The 22,096-nt window shown below is 58.1% G+C and carries 27 protein-coding genes; 19 read left to right on the top strand and 8 right to left on the bottom strand.

The features are described 5' to 3' along the window. Window positions 1-39: 39 nt before the first annotated feature. Window positions 40-252, bottom strand: coding sequence for a hypothetical protein (locus tag AC2FLD_RS16870; RefSeq protein ID WP_496670987.1), 213 nt, complete (start codon window positions 250-252; stop codon window positions 40-42). Window positions 253-358: 106 nt separating this feature from the next. On the opposite strand from AC2FLD_RS16870, the gene AC2FLD_RS16865 reads away from it, so the two are divergent. The 8 genes from AC2FLD_RS16865 to AC2FLD_RS16830 all read left to right on the top strand — a co-directional run bounded on the left by AC2FLD_RS16865 (window position 359) and on the right by AC2FLD_RS16830 (window position 5,839). Beyond that, window positions 359-1,258, top strand: a complete 900-nt coding sequence (locus AC2FLD_RS16865) for a LysR substrate-binding domain-containing protein (protein WP_496670990.1) — start codon at window positions 359-361, stop codon at window positions 1,256-1,258. A gap of 200 nt (window positions 1,259-1,458) precedes the next feature. Then, on the top strand, window positions 1,459-1,791 hold the full coding sequence (locus AC2FLD_RS16860; protein ID WP_050605258.1) for an AtpZ/AtpI family protein: 333 nt from the start codon (window positions 1,459-1,461) through the stop codon (window positions 1,789-1,791). 2 nt (window positions 1,792-1,793) lie between these two features. Beyond that, window positions 1,794-2,552, top strand: coding sequence for a F0F1 ATP synthase subunit A (locus AC2FLD_RS16855; RefSeq protein WP_496670992.1), 759 nt, complete (start codon window positions 1,794-1,796; stop codon window positions 2,550-2,552). Window positions 2,553-2,600: 48 nt separating this feature from the next. Beyond that, complete coding sequence (locus AC2FLD_RS16850) at window positions 2,601-2,825, top strand: F0F1 ATP synthase subunit C (RefSeq protein WP_005981269.1); 225 nt, start codon at window positions 2,601-2,603, stop codon at window positions 2,823-2,825. Between the two features lie 86 nt (window positions 2,826-2,911). Then, the gene (locus AC2FLD_RS16845; RefSeq protein ID WP_496670995.1) at window positions 2,912-3,463 is read left to right on the top strand and encodes a F0F1 ATP synthase subunit B'; all 552 of its coding nucleotides are present in this window, start codon (window positions 2,912-2,914) and stop codon (window positions 3,461-3,463) included. Between the two features lie 5 nt (window positions 3,464-3,468). Then, complete coding sequence (locus tag AC2FLD_RS16840; protein WP_496670998.1) at window positions 3,469-4,029, top strand: F0F1 ATP synthase subunit B; 561 nt, start codon at window positions 3,469-3,471, stop codon at window positions 4,027-4,029. Window positions 4,030-4,261: 232 nt separating this feature from the next. Further along, window positions 4,262-5,062: a hypothetical protein gene (locus AC2FLD_RS16835; protein WP_496671000.1), complete on the top strand. Its 801-nt coding sequence runs from the start codon at window positions 4,262-4,264 to the stop codon at window positions 5,060-5,062. A 3-nt stretch (window positions 5,063-5,065) separates the two neighbouring features. After that, window positions 5,066-5,839, top strand: a complete 774-nt coding sequence (locus AC2FLD_RS16830) for a class I SAM-dependent methyltransferase (protein WP_496671004.1) — start codon at window positions 5,066-5,068, stop codon at window positions 5,837-5,839. A 26-nt stretch (window positions 5,840-5,865) separates the two neighbouring features. On the opposite strand, the gene AC2FLD_RS16825 is transcribed toward AC2FLD_RS16830, so the two are convergent. Next, window positions 5,866-6,636: a FadR/GntR family transcriptional regulator gene (locus AC2FLD_RS16825; protein ID WP_496671006.1), complete on the bottom strand. Its 771-nt coding sequence runs from the start codon at window positions 6,634-6,636 to the stop codon at window positions 5,866-5,868. 149 nt (window positions 6,637-6,785) lie between these two features. Here AC2FLD_RS16825 and AC2FLD_RS16820 point away from each other — a divergent pair, with 149 nt between their 5' ends. The 5 genes from AC2FLD_RS16820 to AC2FLD_RS16800 all read left to right on the top strand — a co-directional run bounded on the left by AC2FLD_RS16820 (window position 6,786) and on the right by AC2FLD_RS16800 (window position 12,982). After that, window positions 6,786-7,979 (top strand): aminotransferase-like domain-containing protein, encoded by a 1,194-nt coding sequence (locus AC2FLD_RS16820; protein WP_496671009.1) that lies wholly within the window; start codon window positions 6,786-6,788, stop codon window positions 7,977-7,979. Window positions 7,980-8,023: 44 nt separating this feature from the next. After that, window positions 8,024-8,419, top strand: coding sequence for a hypothetical protein (locus tag AC2FLD_RS16815; protein WP_496671011.1), 396 nt, complete (start codon window positions 8,024-8,026; stop codon window positions 8,417-8,419). Between the two features lie 141 nt (window positions 8,420-8,560). Then, window positions 8,561-12,016, top strand: coding sequence for a chromosome segregation SMC family protein (locus AC2FLD_RS16810; RefSeq protein ID WP_496671014.1), 3,456 nt, complete (start codon window positions 8,561-8,563; stop codon window positions 12,014-12,016). 53 nt (window positions 12,017-12,069) lie between these two features. Beyond that, window positions 12,070-12,420 carry a hypothetical protein gene (locus AC2FLD_RS16805; protein ID WP_050605248.1) on the top strand — a complete coding sequence of 117 codons (351 nt, stop codon included), beginning with the start codon at window positions 12,070-12,072 and terminating at the stop codon, window positions 12,418-12,420. A 223-nt stretch (window positions 12,421-12,643) separates the two neighbouring features. Then, the gene (locus AC2FLD_RS16800; protein WP_496671166.1) at window positions 12,644-12,982 is read left to right on the top strand and encodes an acyl-CoA thioesterase; all 339 of its coding nucleotides are present in this window, start codon (window positions 12,644-12,646) and stop codon (window positions 12,980-12,982) included. A gap of 6 nt (window positions 12,983-12,988) precedes the next feature. On the opposite strand, the gene AC2FLD_RS16795 is transcribed toward AC2FLD_RS16800, so the two are convergent. Genes AC2FLD_RS16795 through AC2FLD_RS16785 form a run of 3 tightly spaced genes read right to left on the bottom strand, consistent with a single transcriptional unit; the run spans window position 12,989 to window position 16,046 of the window. Further along, window positions 12,989-14,152: a lytic murein transglycosylase gene (locus AC2FLD_RS16795; protein ID WP_496671017.1), complete on the bottom strand. Its 1,164-nt coding sequence runs from the start codon at window positions 14,150-14,152 to the stop codon at window positions 12,989-12,991. A gap of 11 nt (window positions 14,153-14,163) precedes the next feature. Beyond that, on the bottom strand, window positions 14,164-15,084 hold the full coding sequence (gene cbiB, locus AC2FLD_RS16790; RefSeq protein ID WP_496671020.1) for an adenosylcobinamide-phosphate synthase CbiB: 921 nt from the start codon (window positions 15,082-15,084) through the stop codon (window positions 14,164-14,166). Continuing rightward, entirely contained in the window at window positions 15,081-16,046 is a 966-nt protein-coding gene (locus tag AC2FLD_RS16785; protein ID WP_496671023.1) for a threonine-phosphate decarboxylase, read from the bottom strand. The genes cbiB and AC2FLD_RS16785 overlap by 4 nt, the downstream gene beginning before the upstream one ends. Before the next feature lie 185 nt (window positions 16,047-16,231). Between AC2FLD_RS16785 and AC2FLD_RS16780 the strand changes: the two genes are divergently transcribed. After that, a complete protein-coding gene (locus tag AC2FLD_RS16780; protein WP_050605244.1) occupies window positions 16,232-16,594 on the top strand; it encodes a response regulator transcription factor in 363 nt (120 codons plus the stop codon). Here the strand turns inward: AC2FLD_RS16780 and AC2FLD_RS16775 are convergent. Then, window positions 16,576-17,565, bottom strand: coding sequence for a glutathione S-transferase family protein (locus AC2FLD_RS16775; RefSeq protein WP_496671026.1), 990 nt, complete (start codon window positions 17,563-17,565; stop codon window positions 16,576-16,578). The genes AC2FLD_RS16780 and AC2FLD_RS16775 overlap by 19 nt on opposite strands. Window positions 17,566-17,777: 212 nt before the next feature. Between AC2FLD_RS16775 and AC2FLD_RS16770 the strand changes: the two genes are divergently transcribed. Further along, window positions 17,778-18,131, top strand: coding sequence for a hypothetical protein (locus AC2FLD_RS16770; protein WP_496671029.1), 354 nt, complete (start codon window positions 17,778-17,780; stop codon window positions 18,129-18,131). Here AC2FLD_RS16770 and AC2FLD_RS16765 read toward each other — a convergent pair. Both AC2FLD_RS16765 and AC2FLD_RS16760 read right to left on the bottom strand, forming a co-directional pair. Beyond that, a complete protein-coding gene (locus AC2FLD_RS16765) occupies window positions 18,128-18,622 on the bottom strand; it encodes a L,D-transpeptidase family protein (protein ID WP_496671032.1) in 495 nt (164 codons plus the stop codon). The genes AC2FLD_RS16770 and AC2FLD_RS16765 overlap by 4 nt on opposite strands. Window positions 18,623-18,658: 36 nt before the next feature. Beyond that, window positions 18,659-19,831: a MalY/PatB family protein gene (locus AC2FLD_RS16760; protein ID WP_496671035.1), complete on the bottom strand. Its 1,173-nt coding sequence runs from the start codon at window positions 19,829-19,831 to the stop codon at window positions 18,659-18,661. Between the two features lie 94 nt (window positions 19,832-19,925). On the opposite strand from AC2FLD_RS16760, the gene def (AC2FLD_RS16755) reads away from it, so the two are divergent. Genes def (AC2FLD_RS16755) through AC2FLD_RS16740 form a run of 4 tightly spaced genes read left to right on the top strand, consistent with a single transcriptional unit; the run spans window position 19,926 to window position 22,095 of the window. Further along, the gene (gene def, locus AC2FLD_RS16755; RefSeq protein ID WP_496671038.1) at window positions 19,926-20,444 is read left to right on the top strand and encodes a peptide deformylase; all 519 of its coding nucleotides are present in this window, start codon (window positions 19,926-19,928) and stop codon (window positions 20,442-20,444) included. Continuing rightward, window positions 20,441-20,935, top strand: coding sequence for a peptide deformylase (gene def / locus AC2FLD_RS16750; protein ID WP_050605239.1), 495 nt, complete (start codon window positions 20,441-20,443; stop codon window positions 20,933-20,935). The genes def (AC2FLD_RS16755) and def (AC2FLD_RS16750) overlap by 4 nt, the downstream gene beginning before the upstream one ends. A gap of 2 nt (window positions 20,936-20,937) precedes the next feature. After that, a complete protein-coding gene (gene fmt, locus AC2FLD_RS16745) occupies window positions 20,938-21,852 on the top strand; it encodes a methionyl-tRNA formyltransferase (protein WP_496671041.1) in 915 nt (304 codons plus the stop codon). Window positions 21,853-21,858: 6 nt separating this feature from the next. Further along, entirely contained in the window at window positions 21,859-22,095 is a 237-nt protein-coding gene (locus AC2FLD_RS16740; RefSeq protein WP_170344822.1) for a hypothetical protein, read from the top strand. Window position 22,096: the final 1 nt, after the last annotated feature.

Raw genomic sequence — 22,096 nt, 5'->3', positions numbered from 1 at the left:
ACGCTTTCATAGCCGCTTGGCGTGCGCGCGGAAAGGGCGTTACAGCATCGGATGGCGGAGTCTGTCTAAAGGCAAGTGCATCCGCAATCGATCCACATCACTTTCAATCAGGCCGATATCCCGGACCATGCGCGCAGTTGCTGGCAAAGGCGTCGCCCTGGCGCGCCGTTTACGGTTTAGAAGTGAAAAACGTCGAAGTGGTTTAAAAATCAGACGTAAATTAAATGTCCATTTCTTCTGAATCTGTTCCATTACATGTTCCTTATCCACTAATTTCATTGAGAAAATGATCGGTTCTGTAGAGAAACACAAAATCAATTACTTGACTCAATGCGTTACAAAAAAGCACATATTGGGAATGGCTCGCATATTACCTCCTCTTAATGCTCTGAAAGCGTTCGAAGCTGCGGGACGGCACGAAAGTTTCAGCCGTGCCGCGGATGAGCTGAATGTCAGCCATTCTGCGATCAGCCGACATGTGCGCGGTCTCGAGGATCGGCTGGGTGTCGCTTTGTTCCGGGACCTGCCGCGCGGCGTTGAGCTGACGCTGGAAGGGCGCGGCTTGCTGATCAGGGTCATGGCGGCGCTCGACGAGATTGCCGAAGCCACCGAACTGGTGCGCCAGCGGCCCGAAGGAACCATCACGATCAGTTGTGAGCCGTTGTTTGCACAAAAATACCTCGTCCCCCGGTTGTCCGGTTTTTACAATGCCTTCCCGGGTGTTGAGTTGCGGCTGGAGGCCTCGCAGGCTTTGGCCGACGTTGACCGTCACGACGCGGATCTGGCCGTTCGCTTTGCGCATCGCGGTGAATTGGACATGCCGTCAGACCTGATCAGCGATGCGCCGGTATATCCCTATGCCGCGCCAGCCCTGCGGCCCGAAGGTTGGAGCAACCCCGAGCAAATCCTGAACTATCGTCTTTATCGCGATCGACCGGCCGAAACCTGGCGGCGTTGGGCGGAATTGGCTGGAATTGAAATGCCCGAACGCCGTATCGGCAGCTGGAAGACCATGACGGGGCTGGCGATGGAGGCGACGTTGTATGGTCAGGGCATCTTTCTGGGGTCCGCAGATTGTATGCTTACGGATCTCAATGCGGGGCGGCTGATCCGGTGCTTTCCGATCGGCTTTAGGGACGGGGGATTCCGGTTGGTTCTTGGAGCGGGCGCAGTCCGCAGGAAGTCTGTTCAGGCCTTTCGTGGCTGGTTGCTGGATGAAACAGCCGGTCTTCGCGGGCAACCTGTTGACGGGGGATAATCAACTCTTTGGTTGAATATGAGGTTTGGACGCATTTTTGGACCGGCGCTCGGGTGTGATATCCCCCTGAGTCAAGTGTGTGCTGAAAATAGTTAATAAAAACAAATATTTAAGATGCGGCAATCAGGATGTGCAAGCCCGTTGACTCTGGGCCTCTGTCCCCTTAGCACCATGCTCAAGACTGTACGAGGGAAACGCCCGTGACCGATGACGACCAAAAGCAGCGTATGGCGCAGCTTGAGGCCAAGATCGACGCGGCGAAAAAGGCCAAAGCGCCGAAGCCCCGTGCAGATGCTGACGTGTCCGGGGGCGAGCTTGCCTGGAGGATGGTCATCGAAATGGTATCCGGTCTGGGGATCGGATTTGGCATCGGATATGGGCTGGACAGCCTGCTCGGGACAATCCCGATATTTCTGGTGCTATTCACATTGCTGGGTCTTGTCGCGGGCGTGAAGGTTATGCTCCGCAGCGCACAGGAAGCTCAGGCGAAGCAAACGGCGGCTGACGCGGCCGAAAAGGACGAGAGGGACTGAACGTGGCGACTGAGACCACCGCAGCAGAAGGCAGCAGCCTGGTTTTTCACCCGATGGACCAATTCATCGTCAAGCCGTTGTTCGGCGACGGTGCAGTGGGCATGTTCACAGTCACCAACGTGACCCTGTGGTTGTTCATGGCAATTGCTGCCGTTGTGGCTCTGCTGGTGCTGCCCACGTCGAAACGAGCAATCGTTCCGACCCGCATGCAGTCGATTGCGGAACTTACCTACGGTTTCGTCTACAAGATGCTGGAAGATATCTGCGGCAAGGAAGGCGTCAAGTTCTTCCCGTATGTCATGACCTTGTTCATGTTCATCGTCTGCGCGAACTTCCTGGGCCTGATCCCGACCTCGTTCACAACGACGTCGCATTTCGCGGTCACCATCCCGCTGGCACTGGCCGTGTTCCTGACGGTAACCATCCTAGGCTTCGTCAAGAACGGCGCGGCCTTCTTGGGCCTGTTCTGGGTCTCCAGCGCACCCTTGGCGTTGCGTCCGATCCTGGCGATCATCGAGCTGATCTCGTACTTCGTACGTCCTGTCAGCCACTCTATTCGTCTTGCTGGTAACGTCATGGCTGGCCACGCGGTTATCAAGGTTTTCGCGGGCTTTGCCGCGGTTGCCGTAATCTCGCCCGTGTCGGTTCTGGCGATCACCGCAATGTACGGTCTCGAGGTCCTTGTGGCCTTCATCCAGGCCTACGTTTTCACCATTCTGACCTGTGTTTATCTGAAAGATGCGCTGCATCCGTCGCACTAAGGTCCGATACCCAAACATCGAAACTTCCAATTCGTAAGGAGAAACATCATGGAAGGCGATCTCGCACACATCGGCGCAGGCCTGGCAGCAATCGGTTCCGGCGCAGCCGCAATCGGGGTGGGCAACGTTGCAGGCAACTTCCTGGCCGGAGCCCTTCGCAACCCTTCGGCGGCTGCTTCGCAGACCGCAACCCTGTTTATCGGTATCGCATTCGCAGAAGCCCTGGGGATCTTCGCATTCCTGGTCTCGCTGCTGCTGATGTTCGCCGTCTAATCTGCGGAACCTGATCCTTACGCGCGGGTGGGCCCAAGCCATAGCGGCCCACCTGTTGTAAAGACAACGTTCCGACGGAGGACATCATGGCGACAGAACCTGTAACCAAAGAAGTGGCTGGCACGTGTGTCGACGCTGGTGGCTCTGCCATCGGTATGCCTCAGCTCTGCTTCGATTGGTTCCCCAACCAGATCTTCTGGCTGGTCATTACGCTGGTCGTCATCTTTCTGGTCTTGACCCGCGTGGCTCTGCCACGCATTGCGGCAATCCTGGCTGAACGTCAGGGGACCATTACAAATGACCTGGCTGCGGCCGAAGATCTGAAGGCCAAGGCGGTCGAGGCTGAAGAAGCCTATAACAAGGCGCTGGCCGATGCCCGTGCCGAAGCGCAGCGTATCGCTGCCGAAGCACGCGCCGAAATCCAGGCTGGACTGGATGACGCGATTGCCAAGGCGGATGCGGAAATCGCTGCAAAGGCGGCTGAATCGGAAAAGGCAATTGTCGAAATCCGTGCCGGTGCGCTGGAAAGCATTCAAGTGGTTGCCAAAGACACGGCGGCCGAACTGGTTACAGCTCTGGGCGGCGAAGCGGAAGCGGCTGCCATTTCCAGTGCCGTAGATACGCAGACGAAAGGATAAGTGACATGCGGAACACTCTTGCCCTTATCCTGATATTTGGTGCCGCCAGCCCGGCCTTTGCTGCAAGCGGCCCGTTCTTCTCGCTTGGCAACACCGACTTTGTCGTCCTTCTGGGCTTCATCGTCTTCATCGCGGTTCTGTTCTACTTCAAGGTCCCCGGTATGATCGGCGGTGCATTGGACAACCGTGCCGAAGGGATCAAGTCCGAACTGGACGAAGCCCGTGCCCTGCATGAAGAAGCACGCACATTGCTGGCCTCGTATGAGCGCAAGCAGCGTGAAGTTCAGGGTCAGGCCGATGCGATTGTCGCGGCGGCAAAAGAAGACGCGGTTCTGGCAGCTGATCAAGCGAAGGTTGACCTTGAAAAGTCGATCGAACGTCGTCTGGCTGCAGCTCAGGACCAGATCGCTTCGGCTGAAGCATCTGCTGTGAAAGAAGTACGTGATCAGGCCGTTTCGGTTGCGGTTGCTGCTGCAGGTTCCGTATTGGTCAAGCAGATGACCGCGGCACAGGCAAACAAACTGATCGACGCGTCGATTGCAGATGTGGGCACCAAGCTGCACTGAGGGATGCCCCTTACAGAAAAGTGATGCAGACGACCCGAGGGCCAGTGGCTTTCGGGTCTTTTGTTTCTTGAGCAGTTCTGCTTTTTTGTTGGTCACACTCCGAATCCTACCAACCGTCGGGGATCAGGTTGGCAGGTAAACTCCGCGAAGAGCGTTACAGTTCAAGGAAAGACAGACCGTGTCGGGCGACCCAGTTTCGATGAATATTATTGGCGTGGTCAGAAACGGCGGCTTGGCGCTGATCGATACGATCAACAGGATTGAAAATCTGTCGGCCCAGTTGAGCCGGTATTCAGCCACCATTGCGACCAATGACAACACGGACGATACGGACCGAGTGTTATTCGATTACGCCGATCGAAATCAGCACGTCGATATCATTCAACTGGATGGGCTTGCTTCTCGTGTACCTGATCGGATTGAGCGCATCACAGCCGCAAGAAATGCCGTACTCAACAGATTGGAAGAGAAAGACATCGATCTCGATCTTACCCTGGTGCTGGATCTGGATGGCCCGAACGTCTGTCTGGATGTTCAGGCGGTTTTGTCAGCGGCGCAAAGGGTTGCCCCTTTGTGGGAGGGTGTCTTCGGCAATTCCAAGCCTGCATATTATGACATCCATGCCTTGCGCTGCTCCGGTTGGTGTGATGAAGACGTCTGGCAGCGCATTCAGAGCACGCGCAGACCATTGTTCGGGCGTCGCAAATGGCGCCATAGTTTGCTGAAGTCAGCGGTCTTTGACCGCCAGTTCCATATTCCGGCCGAAACGCCGCTTATCCCGGTTGATAGCGCTTTTGGAGGCGCCGGGTTGTATAAGACCCGCGCGCTCAGGGGCTTGCGCTATTCTTGCTGGGACGAAAAAGGTCAGCAGGTGTGCGAACATGTGATGCTGCACAAACAGCTGCGGGACCGTGGCGCAAGATTGTTCATCGATCCGGCGCTGACAACATTGGCCCCTGATCATCATTTGGGAGAAGGCAGCGGCGCGCCATTTCCATCTAATTTACTACCTAGAGAAGCAGGGGCGGCCTAACAAATGTCTCATTCCCCTCTGACTGGTGAAAAAGGTGAGTTTCTGTTTGAGGCCGATGTAATCGGCTGTCACCCGGCGCGGTACTTTCTGGACAAAAGTTGCGGGTTTATCTGGGTGGATTCTCCCACCTGGCTGGACGAAGCTTATAGCGATGCCATCGCCCTGACAGATACCGGAATTCTGGCGCGCAACCTGAACAATATTCGCGGTGTGTCACTTGCCATGCGCGCAAATGGCCTTGCCGAGGCTCGTGGCATCGACATTGGAGGTGGCTACGGGCTGCTCGTGCGTGGCCTGCGTGATATCGGGCTTCATTTCCATTGGTCCGACCCCTTTGCCGATAATCTGGTTGCGCGTGGGTTCGAAGCGGATAACGGTTCCTATTCTGTTGCCACCGCCTTCGAAGTGTTGGAGCACCTGCCCAACCCACTTTCGCAAATAAAAGAGGCGCGCGCCCGGTTCGGTTTTGACACTTTGTTCCTTTCGGCCACATGCTTCGATCCAAACGCCATACCCTCACGGGACTGGTGGTATTGGGTCTTTGAAACCGGACAGCATATCAGCTTTTTCTCGGAACAGTGCCTTGATTTCATGGCCTCTGAACTGGGAATGCGAAAGGTTCACCTGACCGGCGACATCTATGTTTTCACGACATTGGACAAGTTTGCGTGGCCTGGAAAATGGCATCGCCGAAAGCTGAAAAAGCGCTTTGGCCACGACAGCCTGACGCAGGTTGACTATGACGAAATGAAGCGTCGCGTGACCGAGCAGCAGTAAAAGCCCTGAATGGCGGTTGGCGCTTGTCAGTCGTGTTCGGTTTCGTGGGCCAGCCGCTGTTGTGCGATGGCTTCATTACGTTCGGCCTTTCGTTGATCCGCCATGCTGCGTTCAACAAAGTCCAGATGCTGTTCAATTGCGTTGCGCGCAGCCGAAGGATCGCGCGCCTGAAGCGCGCCATTGATCGCCCGATGCTGGTCTAGAATGGCCTCGCGCGTGGCGCGCTGTTGGAACATGGTCTGTCGGTTATAGAACACGCCCTGTATCAGCAGATCATACATCGAGCGCATCATGTGCAGCATGACGACGTTGTGGCTGGCCTCGATGATGGCCATGTGGAATTCGGCGTCCAGTTGCGCCTCGTCATACGCCGCGTTCCTGTCATGGGCCGCCTGCATCTTGTCAAAGACCGCCTGAACCACCTTCAGGTCGCTGTCTGATCCCAGCCGTGCGGCCCGTTCTGCGGCCAACCCCTCCATGTCGCGGCGAAAGGACAGGTAGTCAAATACCGCTTCGTCATGACTGCCAAACAATCGGATCAGCGCCGGGGAAAAGGCAGATCCCAGCACCTCGGCCACATAGATTCCTGATCCGGCCTTTGCGGCCAGCAACCCCTGCGCCTGAAGTTCGGATATCGCATCGCGCAACGACGGGCGCGACACCCCCATCCGCTCGGCCAACTCACGTTCGGATGGCAGGCGTTCACCGGGGCGCAGGATGCCACGCAGGATCAGAAGTTCGATCTGGCGAACAACGGCAAGCGAGAGTTTTTCGGTTTCGACTTTGTGAAAGGGCATCTTCGTTCCGGAATTGGTCAACTCATTTGACCACGGGTGCGCAATGCGTTCAAGAACGCCAGTTCACATCGATTGAAATAATAGGTCAGCATTATTGACTTTAAGAAGTATACCCATAGGCTGCCCTGAATTGAGATCGGAGGAGCCTCATGTCTCGACACTCATTGTTTGCCACCCGAACTTCCCGGATGAAGGCATCAGAAATCCGAGAGCTGCTGAAACTGCTCGATCAGCCCGGTATCATTTCTTTTGCCGGTGGCATCCCGGACCCTGCTTTGTTTCCAGCTGACGCGTTCGCACAGGCATTCCAAGCAGCACTGGGACCAGAGACACAGGCGCAGGCGCTGCAATATTCGGTGAGCGAGGGCTATGTCCCGTTGCGAGAATGGCTGGTGCAGCACATGCGTCAAATCGGAGTAGAGTGTGACATTGACAACATCCTGATCACATCGGGGTCGCAGCAGGCGTTGGATTATCTGGGCAAGCTATTCCTGTCTCCTGGCGATACGGCCTTGGTCGGATGGCCAACCTATCTGGGCGCACTTGCAGCGTTCAATGCCTACGAGCCCCGATTTGATCGGCTGAATGGCAACAACGGAGCCGAAGAATACATAGCAGCAGCAGGGGATGGTACTGTGAAGTTCGCTTATCTGTCGGCGGATTTTGCCAATCCAACCGGCGAAACTCTGGATCGGCAGGGCAGGGATGCTTTGTTGGATTTGGCAGAAGAACTGGACTGCGCCATAATCGAGGACGGGGCCTATCAGGCGTTGCGCTATGATGGTGATCCGATTCCACCGATCCTGTCCCTAGAGCTCGATCGTAAAGGGTCTATCGAAAGCTGCCGGACAATCTATTGCGGCAGTTTCTCAAAAACCCTGTCGCCGGGGCTGCGCATGGGCTGGGTTGTGGCCTCCAAACCGATCATCTCTCAGATGGTTTTGTTGAAACAGGCGGCGGATCTTCATTCGGCGACCATCAATCAAATGGCCGTACATCAGGTGGCACAAACGTGTTTTGACACACATATTCCCAAAGTGCGTGCGGTCTACAAGGCCCGTCGCGATGTGATGCTGGACGCGTTGGAACAGCATATGCCCGAGGGGGTCGAGTGTGCGCGGCCCGAAGGCGGTATGTTCATCTGGGTCACGCTGCCCGCAGGGATCAATGGGTCTGACCTGTTGGCGCGAGCTCTGGATACGGTGAAAGTGGCCTTTGTACCGGGGCAAGCATTCTTCCCGGATGGCAGCGGCACCAATACCATTCGTCTCAGTTTTTCAAATTCTGACGAAGCGACAATCCGCGAAGGTATTCGTCGTTTGGGAGAAGTCCTGCGGGCCTGAATTGGGAAAGGTTTCGTTAACCATATTGCCGCTAGAAATGCGGCATGACCCGAGTGTTTGCCTTTCTGTTCCTCGCCGCTTGTTCAGGCGGCACGCCTTACTTCCGCGACCTGCCGGCAACACGTGTCGCGGTGAATGGCAGCGTCTTTGACGTGCGGGTCCGCAATGAACTGGCCGAGGCCGTCCGTGTGAACGCTCAATACGCCCCGCGTCTGGGCCCGATCCGCGACCGGGCCGCGTTGGCGATGGAGCACGTGTCGGGCTGTCCGCTTCTGGACGTATTGGGCGATGCGGCGGTCACTGTCGGGGTGCTGGGGTGCGATCGCGAATTGGGGGAAAAGCTGATTTTCGGCGCACTCCTCCTCCGCCCGTATCAATGTGTCGATTACGGCTATACCAGCGGCTATGACTATCAGGTGTTCGAGTGTACGCCCTACTGAGATAGCCGGTCTTGCGCGTGGTTTCGCCAAGATATTGTGGATAACTCGGCCCAATATGCCACATCCTGCGCAATCACGTTGACACTTGCACCCATGGTTGCGCAGACTTCCTAACCATAGGAATCATACCAAGAGCAGCCATTGCGTTTCAGCAAACTTAAACTGACCGGCTTCAAAAGCTTCGTGGACCCGACCGATTTGATCATCGCGGACGGGCTAACCGGAGTGGTTGGTCCAAATGGCTGTGGCAAGTCCAACCTTCTGGAAGCACTGCGTTGGGTGATGGGTGAAAACCGCCCCAAATCCATGCGTGGCGGCGCGATGGAAGATGTCATCTTTGCCGGTGCTGCCACCCGGCCTGCACGCAACTTTGCCGAGGTGGTCCTGACCTTGGACAACTCGGAACGTCTCGCGCCGTCAGGTTTCAACGACAGTGATCAGTTGGAGATCGTCCGCCGCATCACCCGTGATGTCGGCAGCGCCTACAAGACCAATGGCAAGGACGTGCGAGCCCGAGATGTGCAGATGCTGTTCGCCGATGCCTCGACCGGGGCACATTCGCCCGCACTGGTGGGACAGAACCGCATTGCCGAGCTGATCAACGCCAAACCCCGCGCCCGCCGCCGTATTCTGGAAGAAGCCGCCGGGATCTCGGGCCTCTATCAGCGCCGCCATGAAGCCGAGTTGAAGCTGAAAGGGACCGAGGCCAACCTGACCCGCGTCGATGATGTTCTGGAACAACTCGGTGGGCAATTGGCTCAATTGGCCCGTCAGGCGCGTCAGGCCGCGCGCTATCGCGAGATTGGCGAACAACTGCGGCAGGCCGAAGGGATGCTGCTGTATCGGCGCTGGAAAGAAGCTGATATGGCCCGCCAGCAGGCTGAAGAAAAGTTGCGCGAACGGATCACCGAAGCCTCCCGCGCCGAGGCTGAAGCCCGAGCGGCCGCCGCCAAACGGTCCGAGATCGAAGAAGCCCTGCCACCTTTGCGGGAAGAAGAGGCCATTGCTGCGGCTGTTCTGCAACGTCAGCAGGTGCAGCGCGATCAGCTTTCGGATCAGGAAACCCGCGCGCGGCAGACCATTGAGACACTGACGAACCGTATTCAGCAGCTTGGCAACGATATTGAGCGTGAAACCGGTCTGAACCGCGACGCGGGTCAGATGATCGAGCGTCTGGAATGGGAAGCGCGCGAGCTGACCAAGGCAGCCGAAGGTCATGATGAGAAAGTGGCCGAAGCGGCAGAAATCGCGCGCGAAGCGGCCTCGATCCTGCAGGACCGCGAAGACCACCTGTCGCAACAGACCGAAGATATGGCCCGCCTTGTTGCCCGGCACCAATCGGCGCAACGTTTGGTCGAAGACAGTCGCAAGACATTGACCCGGTCCGAGGGCGAAGAGGAAAAAGCACGGCACGCAGTGGATGAGGCCAAAACGGCCCTGACCCGCTCCAGCGAGGCGTTTGAAGCCGCGCAGGAGGGCGAGGAAGAAGCGCGCGAAGCAGCAGAAGCCGCTGACGAGGCACTGGCTGTCGCCGACGAGCTGCGCAACGAAACGCAAGCGCGCGAGGCCGAAGCGCGTGCACAGCGTTCTGAGGCTGAAGGCGAACTTGGAGCGATCCGTGCCGAAACCACCGCCCTGGCCAAGCTGGTGGAACGTGACACCGCCGAAGGTGGCCAAGTGCTGGATCTGCTGCGCGTAGAGCCGGGCTTTGAAAAAGCCCTGGGCGCGGCCTTGGCCGATGATCTGCGTGCGCCGCTGGTCGAGGGCGATGGCCCCTCCGGTTGGGTGCAGGTGGCGGGTTATGACAGTGATCAGCAGTTGCCGGATGGGGTCGAACCGCTGGCGCTACATGTATCTGGCCCGGATCGTCTCAGCCGTCGGATTGCTCAGATTGGCCTTGTGGATGCGGATCAGGGTGCACGCCTGCAGGCGGCGCTGAAACCGGGTCAACGGCTGGTGTCCCGCTCGGGTGATCTGTGGCGTTGGGACGGCTTCCGCGCATGGGCCGAAGATGCCCCAAGCGCAGCAGCGCTGCGGTTGGAGCAGCTCAACAAACTGGAAACGCTGAAGCAGGAATTGACACGCACCGAGGCGCAAGCAGATGGTGCCCGCGCTGCGCATGAGGCGCTGTCGCGCCAATTGGCAGACGTGACCGAGGCCGACCGTCGGGCGCGCGAAGCTCGCCGTGCTGCTGATCAGCGCATGGCTGAAACCGCGCGTCTGCTCAGCCGGGCCGAAGCGGATCGCAATCTGGCGCAGGGAAGGCTGGAAACCCTGACTCTCACCGTGGATCGCCACAAGGAAGACGCCATGGCGGCCCGCGCGCAATTGCGCGAAGCTGAGAGTGCATTGAGCGGTTTAGGTGAACTCGACAGCGCCCGTGCCGAGGTCGAAGACATCAAACAAACCGTCGAAGCGGCGCGGATCACAATGCTGACCCACCGTTCGACCCATGATGAGCTGCGTCGTGAGGGGGACGCACGCACTCGCCGTTCGCAGGAGGTCACAAAAGACCTCAGCGGATGGCGGCACCGATTGGAAACTGCAGAAAAGCGGATTTCGGAATTGGCCGAGCGCAAGGAAAGCTCGGAAGAAGAACTGACCGAAGCCATGGCAGCGCCCGCAGAAATCGCCGAAGCGCGGGAAGAGTTGAACGAACTGATCGAAGCGGCTGAAACGCGTCGGGCAGAGGCTGCTGACAAGCTGGCCGAGGCTGAGACCCAGCAGCGAGAGATTGTTCTGGCTGAACGTGAGGCTGAACGTTTGGCCTCGGAAGCGCGTGAAACCCGTGCGGCGGCTGAAGCACGCTGTGATGCGGCCAAAGAAAGCGTCGTCGCTGCAGCGGAACGGATCGCTGAAGATCAACAGCTGACCCCGAACCAACTGCTGAACCAGTTGGACGTGAACCCCGACCAGATGCCTGCTGCGGATGTACTGGAATCAGAGGTGAACCGCCACAAGCGCCAACGTGACGCAATGGGCGCGGTGAACCTGCGGGCTGAGGAAGACAGTAAAGAAGTTCAGGAAGAGTTCGACACGCTCAGCAGCGAAAAAGCAGATCTGGAAGAGGCCATCAAGGCCCTGCGCAGCGGTATTGCCAGCCTCAACCGCGAAGGGCGCGAGAGGTTGCTGACCGCGTTTGAACAGGTGAACTCGAATTTCGCGATGCTGTTCAAGCATCTCTTCGGCGGTGGCGAGGCCAATCTGGTCATGGTCGAAAGCGACGATCCGCTGGATGCTGGCCTTGAGATCATGTGCCAACCGCCGGGCAAGAAACTGTCGACCCTCAGCCTGTTGTCGGGTGGAGAACAAACCTTGACCGCGACCGCGCTGATTTTCGGCGTGTTCCTGGCCAATCCCGCGCCGATCTGCGTGCTGGACGAGGTCGACGCGCCGCTGGACGACGCCAACGTCACGCGTTTTTGTGACCTACTGGATGAGATGTGCCGCCAGACCGATACGCGCTTCCTGATCATCACTCACCATGCAGTCACGATGGCGCGGATGGACCGGCTTTTCGGCGTGACCATGCAGGAACAGGGCGTCAGTCAGTTGGTTTCGGTTGATCTGAAGAAAGCCGAGCAGATGGTCGCCTGACCGCTCACTGCAAATTTATGACGGTTGTGGCTGTATCGCGCTAACTTGGGAACATGACGCGTTTTTTGATCCCCGCCCTAATCGCCGCCAGCCCGGCCTTTGCCACAGACTGGTCTGTCAAATCCGGGGATGTTCCCCTGACATCATCAGAACTCGACGCTTTGGCGGGCCAAACGTTCACCTTCTACGATGACGGTCAGGCCAAATTCTCGGCTGGAGGGGCCTATTCCTTCACTTATGCCAGCGGAGACTCGGCCTTTGGGACCTATTCCATTGCCGAGGATGGCAGCGTTTGCATCGCTTATCGAAATGGGTTCAGCCGATGTGATCTGTATGTGCACAGCGGCGAGAGGCTGATCTTAATCGACGAGAAAGGCGATCGGTATCCGGTTCGACCCGAGTAAACCGGTGTGTGATCGCGGTCCAAAGACAAAGCACAAGATAGGGACTCTCTTCATTTTGACGATAAAACTTGTCAGATTGTGCGGACGATCTTTCCAGCCAAAGGCCCATGAGGGGATATAACCTGTGACAGAAGACTACGACAAACGCCTCGCTTTGGGAAAACAACGCGGATCGCATGGTCGTCAGCAAGACAAAGGTGTTCTGGTCATTCGAACGATTGCGATGCCCGCCGACACCAATCCGGCGGGTGACATTTTTGGCGGATGGTTGATGTCACAAATGGATCTGGCTGCGGGCAATATGGCAGCGCGTGTGGCGCAGGGACGATCGGCGACCGTTTCCGTCGAGGCGATGCAGTTCCTGCAACCGGTCAAGGTTGGGGACGAAGTGACGCTCTATGCAACGCTGGTCCATGTCGGACGCACATCCATACGCGTTCATGTGGATGTTTGGGCGCGTCCCAGACAATCCGACAATGGCCAAAAGGTAACGGATGCGGATTTCGTCTTTGTTGCCTTGGATGAGACCGGGGTGCCACGCCCTGTGTTTGAAGACGGTTGAAGCCGACTAAAGGCGGTTCAACAACTCAACTGTCGGCCACGCGTCTGCAGGCAGGCCCAAGCGTTGCTGTTCCGCCTGCACGGCGGCCCGCGTTCCAGCTCCCAGAATGCCGTCGACTTTGCCGACATCATAGCCCTTGGCCTGCAACTTGCTTTGTAGCTGCTTCATTTGTGCGCCGTTCAAACCTTGCGCCGGATTGCCTGCATCATAGATCTGCGCGCCTTCAAGTCGTGTGCCGAAATAGGCGGCTGTCACAACGTAGACAAAGCTTTGGTTCCACTCGAAATAAACGTCGAAATTGGGATAGGCTAGGAACGCTGGCCCGTTGCGTCCCTGTGGCAGGATCAATGAGGCTGGCAGATTGGCCAGCGACCCGCTGCGGGCCTGTATGCCCATTGCTTGCCAATCAGCCACCGAGCGTGGTTTGCCGGGGCCAGACAGGGACCAATCCATTTGTGTGGGCACTGTGACCTCTTGCAGCCACGGTTCGCCCGCACGCCAACCCAGATGCGACAGCATCTTGGCCCCGGACATCAGCGCATCAGTGGCCGAAGTTTTCAGGCGAACATGCCCGTCACCATCTCCGTCGACACCGTTTTCCAGAATGTCACGGGGCAGCATCTGGACCATGCCAATCTCTCCGGCCCATGCGCCCGTTGTACGGGCAGGGTCGAAATCACCGTTCTGATACAGTTCGATGGCAGCAAATATTTGCGGGCGGAACAGTTCGGGCCTGCGGCAGTCATGCGCCAACGTCACCAGCGCGTTGCGGGTGTTATAGTTCCCCTGAAACGCACCATAGTCTGTTTCAAACGCCCAAAAGGCCAGCAGCACCCCGCGCGAGATGCCATACTCGCGCTCGATCCGGTCAAACACAACGTCGTGTTCGCGCGACATTGCCTGCCCACGTTCGATCCGATTTCTCGTGATCAGAAGGCGTGAAAATTCGATGAACGGTTTCTGGTACACCCCCTGCGCACGGTCCGCCTTCAGCACCGCATTGTCCTGCTGCACGCCATTGAAAAACGCGTTCACGGTGGATTTATCAAAACCCTGCTGCACAGCCTCGGCTTTTAACCCCTTAACGAACGAATTGAACCCGCCACCACATTGGGCCAGAGCAGGAGAGGCAAACAGAGCTGCGGCGATCAGACCGGAAAGAAATCGCATGAAGGGACCCGTCAGAAAATCAGTTTGACCCCAACCGACACTGACACGAGCCCAAGCGCAAGCCCCCAAACGCACCACAACATGTGACATGCGCGGAAGACTTCCGCCGCGCCGATGTCGTGCGGCGCATCGCCGTTGACCCAGGCCAGATCCCTGACCTGCCCGTCATAGCTGCGCGGTCCGGCAAGGGCGACGTTCAACGCGCGGGCCATGGCGGCCTCGGGCCAGCCTGCATTAGGCGAGATATGGCGGCGCGCATCCCCTACAATTTCGCGCCAGCGCGACCGCTGGCCGGAGAGCGCCACGATCAGCACACAGGTCAGGCGGGCAGGGATCAGGTTCAGCAGGTCGTCGAACCGGGCCGAGGCCCAGCCAAACGCGCGGTACTTTTCATTGCGATAACCGATCATGCTGTCGGCGGTATTCACGGCTTTGTAGACAAGCAGCCCGGGCAAACCGGCGACCAGAAACCAGAAAGCAGGCGCAATGACGCCGTCGCTGAGGTTTTCCGCCGCGCTTTCGATGGCCGAGCGCGCCACCTGCGCCTCGGTCATGTCCCGCGTATCGCGTGAGACGATCATGGCCACCTGTGCCCGCCCTTCAGCCAATGAGGTCAGCAGCCCGTCACCCACCGCACGCACATGTGCAACTAGCGATTTCTGTGCCAGCAGGATCGCACAGAGCAAGACCTCGACAACCGGCCCCAGCAGAGACAGCGCCCAGCCCAGCCCCAATGCACCGCAGACCAGCAGGGCAAGCACACCCACCCCTTTCAGCCGACGTCCGGCCCCATGGTTCAAACGTTTATCCAGCCAGCTGATCAGATTGCCGATCATCACAGCCGGGTGTTTGACGCGCGACCAGAGCCAGTCGGGTTCTCCCAGCGCTGCGTCCAGAAACATGGCGCAAACCAGCATCAGGCCAAGGCTCACAGCGCGGTCTCCAGCCGATCCCACCCGTCCGCAGGCGGAAGCCCGAGACGCAGATAGGTGGTTGAATAAGGAAAGACGCGGCTCCAGATATGGCTTTGTGCCAGTCGATTCTGCCATCCAGCGGCGTCGTCAACCTGATAAAGCCGGAACAGACTGGTGCCACCGATGACCCTGGCCCCCTTGGCTGTCACCAGAGCGTCCAACAGGGCGGCCTCATCATCCAATCGCGCACGTGTATTGTTTGCCCAGCCATTGTCCGCCAGGGCCTGTGTTCCAACCCTCAGGGCAGGGCCAGACACAGACCACGGGCCCGTCAGATCGTTCAGCCGGTTGATCATCTCTGGCTGCCCGATTGCAAAGCCCAAACGCATCCCGGCCAGTCCCCAGAACTTGCCAAAGCTCTTCAGCACGATAACGCCGGTGCGGTCTGCCAGATGGATCAAGGACGCGTCCGGCATGACGTCGCAAAAGCTTTCGTCAATCACGGTCAGCGGGGCAGAAACATCGCTTTCCTTCCAGATACGACCGTCGGGATTGTTCGGATGCACGATTACGCGGGCATCTCCGGGTGTATCAGCTTGAACGGTCCAACCCTGTGCCGAAAAGGCGGCGGCGTGTTCGTTATAGGTGGGCGGCGTGATCTGCACGGCGCCTGTCGTGGCAAGCGCGGGAATGCGTGCGATGATGGCCGATGCGCCCGGTGCGGGCAGGATCGCCGCGCCCTCCGGCACATTCCAGAACCGGCGTGCGGCATCTGAAAGTCGTTCAAAGGCCCCGTGATCCGGCAGTTCAGCCCAATCACCGGCGGTTAGCCCAGAAACCTCGTAAGGATGCGGGTTGATGCCGGTCGACAGATCGATCCAGTCGGAGCGTTGACCACCATACCTGACAATCGCCCTGTCCAGCCCTCCACCGTGGTCGCGCGCCGCGCGTGGGTCCAGACCGTGATCCAATGTGCTCATTTGCTCTCTCTGCGGGAAATGACCGATTTTTGCGCGTTTCAAGCGGATTTTTGCCTCTTACACAAGCAAATCCGCCAGTTCACGGAGCTGTGGGGCCGCTGTTAACACTTTGTTAAGGAAATAACGAGATCACGGACCACGGGGGTCGGCACCAATCACCATATCAAGTGCCGAGGTTGTTGCAAATGAAAGTTCTGATTGTTGAGAGTAATCCCGATCTTGGTCGGGTCTGGAAAAGGCATCTGGAAAGGCAAGGCGCCGAGGTCACGCTGGTCGAGACGCAGGAGGCCGCCATTCTGGCGCTGTATGGCACGGATTTCGAAATCATCGTGCTGGATCTGGTTTTGGAAACCGGCAGCGCTTTGGCCGTGGCCGATTTCGCCAGCTATCGCCGCCCCGAGGCGCGGGTGATCTTTGTCACCAACACCTCCTTCTTCTCGGATGGGTCGATCTTTGCCCACAGCCCGAATGCCTGCGCTTATGTACAAAGTGAAACGCCGCCAGAGGATCTGGCGGCGATGGTCGAACACTACGCTGCAGGTCGCTGATCGCGGCCATGCGGCTCTGCATAATCCAGCACCGGGTTCACCGGAATAATTCGATGCGGATTGATGCTGTCGTGGCTGTAGTGATAATGGCGCACGATGTGGTTCATGTTCACCGTCTGCGCGACACCCGGCCACTGGTACAGCTCACGCGTATGGGCCCATAGGTTCGGATAATTGATCAGACGCCGCTTGTTGCACTTGAAATGCAGGTGATACACTGGGTCGAAGCGGACCAGAGTTGTGAAAAGCCTCCAGTCGGCCTCGGTGATCCGGTCCCCCATCAGATAGCGGTTGCGGGACAAACGGTCTTCCAGCCAGTCCAATGTGTCGAACAGCGGCCCCACAGCGGCGTCATATGCCGCTTGCGAGGTGGCAAAGCCGGACTTGTAGACACCGTTATTGACGTCTGAATAGATGCGCGCATTGACCTCTTCGATCTCGCCCCGCATCGCTTCGGGCCAGTAATCTTCGGTATTGCCGGTCATCCCGTTGAATGCCGAATTGAACATGCGGATGATTTCCGAGCTTTCGTTCGAAACGATTGTCTCGTGCTGTTTGTCCCACAGGATCGGCACCGTGACGCGACCGGAATAAGAAGGATCGGCCCTGGAGTAGATCTGATGGGCATAATCCAAGCCATACAGGTCGTCACCGGCGGCACCATGATTGTCGGTTTCAAACGTCCAGCCTTTGTCCAGCATGTCTGGATGCACGACCGAGGCCGAGATCAGATCGCTCAGCCCTTTCAATTCGCGAAAGATCAGTGTGCGATGTGCCCAGGGGCAGGCGTAGCTGACATAGAGGTGATAGCGCCCGGCTTCCGCTTTGAACCCGCCCTTGCCTGACGGCCCTGCACTGCCATCGGCTGTCAGCCAGTTGCGAAACTGCGCGGCGCTGCGTTTGAACGCCCCGCCCGTGGATTTGGTGTCATACCAGGTGTCGTGCCATTTTCCGTCGACCAGCAGGCCCATTTCTTTTCCTCCGCAAAAGCGTTTCGCCAAAGATAGGCCCATGCCCGGCATCTTCCTATCCGAACACTCGCGCAAGAGCTCTGCATTGTCGCACAGTCGGGGTCGGGATTTCTGTGCAACAGACTTCGGATAGAACGTGATCTGTGATGCGGTTCACTGGATTTTTACAACTCTTCCCGCACAATAGAACTCATAAGCGGGGGAACGGATTAATGAGTACCTATGTTTCAAAGGAAATACGCGCCGAGTTGGACGCGGCCCGAATCGCCACGATGAAGAAAGCCAGCCGTTTGCGGGTGGAAATGGGCAACAATACATACAAAATTCTTAAATTGTGGAAAGATGGATTTACGGTTGAGACCCAAACCACCCCGCGTCTGCGCGGGCTGGTCGATATCTATGATGGGGCAAACCATCTTTACCAATGCCTGATCGTCGCGGATGAGGACGAAGGTGGTGAAATGCGGTATGAATTCAAACGCAGCACCGCAGCCCATGACAGTGCCCCGCTGGATTTCTATCGCGCGCCGGATGCACCGATTGCCCTATTGGGGCACGAGGATTAGGGCCGGATTTCGACGGTCGTGCCGGTTTCGGTCAGGCTCCAAAGCTGCGCCATTTCGGCATTCGACAGTGCAATACAGCCCAATGTCCAGTCTCCGGGCAGGGTAACACCGACCACACCGTTTGGTTGCCCATGGATGAAGATGTCTCCTCCGGGGTCCTCACCCTTCAGACGTGCGCGTTTAATGTCATCGGGTTGTGGATAGTCTATTCCTAGTGACAGGTGAAAGGCGCTGTTCGGGTTGCGTCGATTAATTTCAAAAAGCCCGATAGGGGTTTTTCCGTCCCCTTCGATCTGCTTGTCTCCGTCCGGGGCAAAACCTAACGAAATGTCGGCCTGCATCACCACTGCCCCGTCCAGCGAGGCAGTCAGGCGGCGGGCGGATTTCTCAATCAGGATATGGTCAATACGTGTGGCTTCGGGCGCCAGCGGAGGGGCCGGCGGGCGCGGGCCATAGCGGTGCCAGCCAAACCAGCCGGCACCTAGTGTCAACAGAATGAGACATATCAGCCCCAACCGACGCATGTCTTATTGCAGATCCCCGAAGGCTCGTTTCAATCGCGCGCAAGCTTCCTCGACCCGCGCCCGTTGCGTTGCGAGGTTGAACCGTTCGAACGTCTCTCCACCAGCGCCAAAACCAGGACCTGACGAAGTTGCAATCCGCGCATCCTCGCGAAGGCGGCGGACAAACTCGTCATGATCCATACCGGTGCCCGAGAAATCGACCCAGGCCAGATAAGTCGATTGCAACGGCATCGACCACAGGCCTGGAATTTCGGCAATGGTCTGATCGAACAGACGGCGATTGCCCTCCAGATGCGCGATCTGGGCATCCACCCATTTGGCCCCCTTGGGGCTGTAGGCGGCGGTGATCATCGCCACACCCAATGCGCCGGGGTCGTAGTCCAGCGTCTGCAACCGATGCTTCATGGTCGCGCGCAGTTTGGGATCAGGAATGATCATGTTGCCGGTGCGTTGCCCGGCGATGTTGAATGTCTTTGACGCAGCGGTCAGCGTCACAGTCCAGGGTCGTGCATCCGGGGCCGCAACATCCATCGGTACAAATTTGGTGCCGGGGTAGACCAGATCGTGGTGAATCTCATCCGACACTAGGATCAACCCATTGCGTTCGGCAAACGCGGCCACGGCGCGCAGCTCCTCCGGCGTCCAAACCCGACCCGACGGATTCTGTGGCGAACACCACAGCAGCATCGTCTCGGATCCATCCAAACGCGACTGAGCGTCCTCAAGATCAAGGCCATAGCTGTCGCCTTCACGCACTAGCGGGCATTCCACGACTTTGCGGCCCGATTTGTTCACCTTGTGGGCAAACTCATGATAAACCGGGGTGAAGATCACGATGCCATCGCCCGGCTTAGTCCAGACATCCAGTGACAGCGCAATTGCGTTGCCCAAGCCTTGGGTCGTCAAAATCCAATCGGTGTCGATCTCCCAGTCGTGGCGAGTTTTCATCCACCATTGAACCGCAGCCAGATAGTCCGGGTGCATCCAGGAATAGCCGAACACGCCAAGATCTGCCGCTTTGCGCACCGCATCGATCACGCAAGGCGCTGTTTGGTAATCGGAATCGGCCGTCCACATGGCCAGCCCATCCTCGGGTGAAACACCATACAGCGTCTCCATCTTGTCCCATTTTGAACTGTTGGTGCCCCGGCGGTCGATCAGGTCGTTGAAAGTCATGTCTGCTCCGTTCTGTTGGTCGAAAGCTAACCGCAAATCGGGCAGGTGCAAGGGGGGCGTTGCGGCGCGGGGCGGGATGGCCTAAATCAGCCTCATGAAACGCAATATCCTGATCCATCCCGACCCCCGCCTGAAGAAGGTCTGCGCGCCTGTGGACGACCTTACGGACGAGCTGCGCAAACTGGCCGACGACATGCTGGAAACCATGTATGATGCGCCCGGCGTCGGCCTGGCCGCGCCTCAGATCGGTGTGCTGGACCGGCTGATCGTGATTGATTGCGTCAAGGAAGAGGGCGAGACACCGCGCCCCCTGATCATGTTCAACCCCGAGGTCGTTGCGTCTTCGGATGAAATCAGTGTTTACGAGGAAGGCTGCTTGTCCATCCCCGATCAATACGCCGAAGTGACCCGCCCCAAGGTGGTCGATGTCACCTGGATGGATCAGAACGGCAAGCTTCAGCAGGAAACCTTTGACGGGCTTTGGGCGACTTGTGTGCAGCATGAGATCGACCATTTGAACGGCAAGCTGTTCATCGACTATCTCAAGCCGCTGAAACGGCAGATGATCACCCGCAAGATGCAAAAGCTGAAACGCGAACGGACCCGGACATGACCGTCCGCCCCTGCCTGCCATGGCCCGACAAACGCCTGCGCACCAAAGCGGATGAGGTGGTTGAAATCACTGATGCGATCCGGGCCATCTGGGATGACATGATCGACACGATGGATGCGATGCCCGGTGTTGGCCTTGCTGCGCCGCAGATCGGCGTGATGTTGCGCTTGGCTGTGGTCGATGGGTCGGCAGAACGGGGCAAGGCTGTGCGTCTAGCTAACCCGGAAATTCTGCACAGCTCGATCGAGCTGCGCGAACATGAAGAAGCCAGCCCAAACCTGCCCGGCGTGTCGGCCAAGATCAAACGACCGCGTGCAGTAACGGTGAAGTTCCTGAATGAGCAGGGCATGGTGGATCGCCGAGATTTTGTTGGCATAGACGCCACCAGCGTGCAGCATCAGATCGATCATCTGAACGGACGGATGTTTTTCGACCGGCTCAGCAAGGTCAAACGTGACATGCTGCTGCGCAAAGCCAAAAAGCAGGGGTAAAGATGCGCGTTGTCTTCATGGGAACCCCGGATTTCTCGGTGCCGGTTCTGGATGCACTGGTCGACGCCGGGCATGAGATTGCCGCCGTCTATTGCCAACCCCCACGCCCCGCCGGTCGTGGCAAGAAAGACCGCCCAACGCCCGTTCATGCCCGGGCCGAGGCTCTGGGCTTGCGCGTCCGCCATCCGGTTTCGTTGAGATCAGCCGAGGAGCAGGATGCCTTTGCCGCGTTGAATACGGATGTGGCCGTGGTTGTGGCCTATGGCCTGATCCTGCCACAACCCGTTCTGGATGCGCCCAAGCAGGGTTGCCTGAACATCCACGCCAGCCTGCTGCCGCGCTGGCGCGGGGCTGCGCCGATTCATCGGGCGATCATGTCCGGCGATACCGAGACAGGCATTTGCATCATGCAGATGGAGGCTGGTCTGGATACAGGCCCGGTTCTGCTGCGGCAGGCAACTGCGATCGAACCAGAAGAAACAACCGCGCAACTGCATGACCGGCTCTCAACCATGGGGGCGGCGCTGATCGTCGATGCGCTGGCTAAGCTGTTGGATCTCACGCCTGAACCTCAGCCTGAGGACGGCGTGACCTACGCTTCCAAGGTCGACAAATCCGAAGCCCGCGTCGACTGGACACGTCGGGCGGTCGAAGTCGACAGGCAAATCCGGGGCCTATCACCCTTTCCCGGTGCATGGACCGAGATGGAGGGTGAACGCATCAAACTGCTGGCGTCGCGTTTGGTGGACGGGCAGGGCACTCCGGGGGAGGTTCTGAATGATGATCTGTACGTGGCCTGCGGGCAGGGTGCTGTCGAACTGCTGCGCTTGCAAAGGGCAGGCAAAGGCGCGCAGGATAGGGAAACCTTCCTACGGGGCTGGGCAATACCCACCGGCACTCGGCTGTCTTCGGAGTAAAGCCATATGTTCATGGTGATGATGGGCACCGTCGTAATTGCCGGGATTGTCGGATACCTGTCCGAACAGACCGGTTTTACCCATAACGGCTATTTGCAATCCATCATCATCTGTGTGGGCGGGGCGTTCCTGTTCTATTTCGTGCGTATCATGTTCGGGATCAGCTTTGGCCCGCCAGGTCTGGATGCGGTGATATCGTCCGTTGGTGCCCTGATTATCGTTCCGACCCATTGGAGGAAATGAG

The sequence above is a fragment of the Ruegeria sp. CDSA021 genome (genome assembly GCF_059612325.1).
This window is presented reverse-complemented; position numbering and strand designations above follow the sequence as displayed.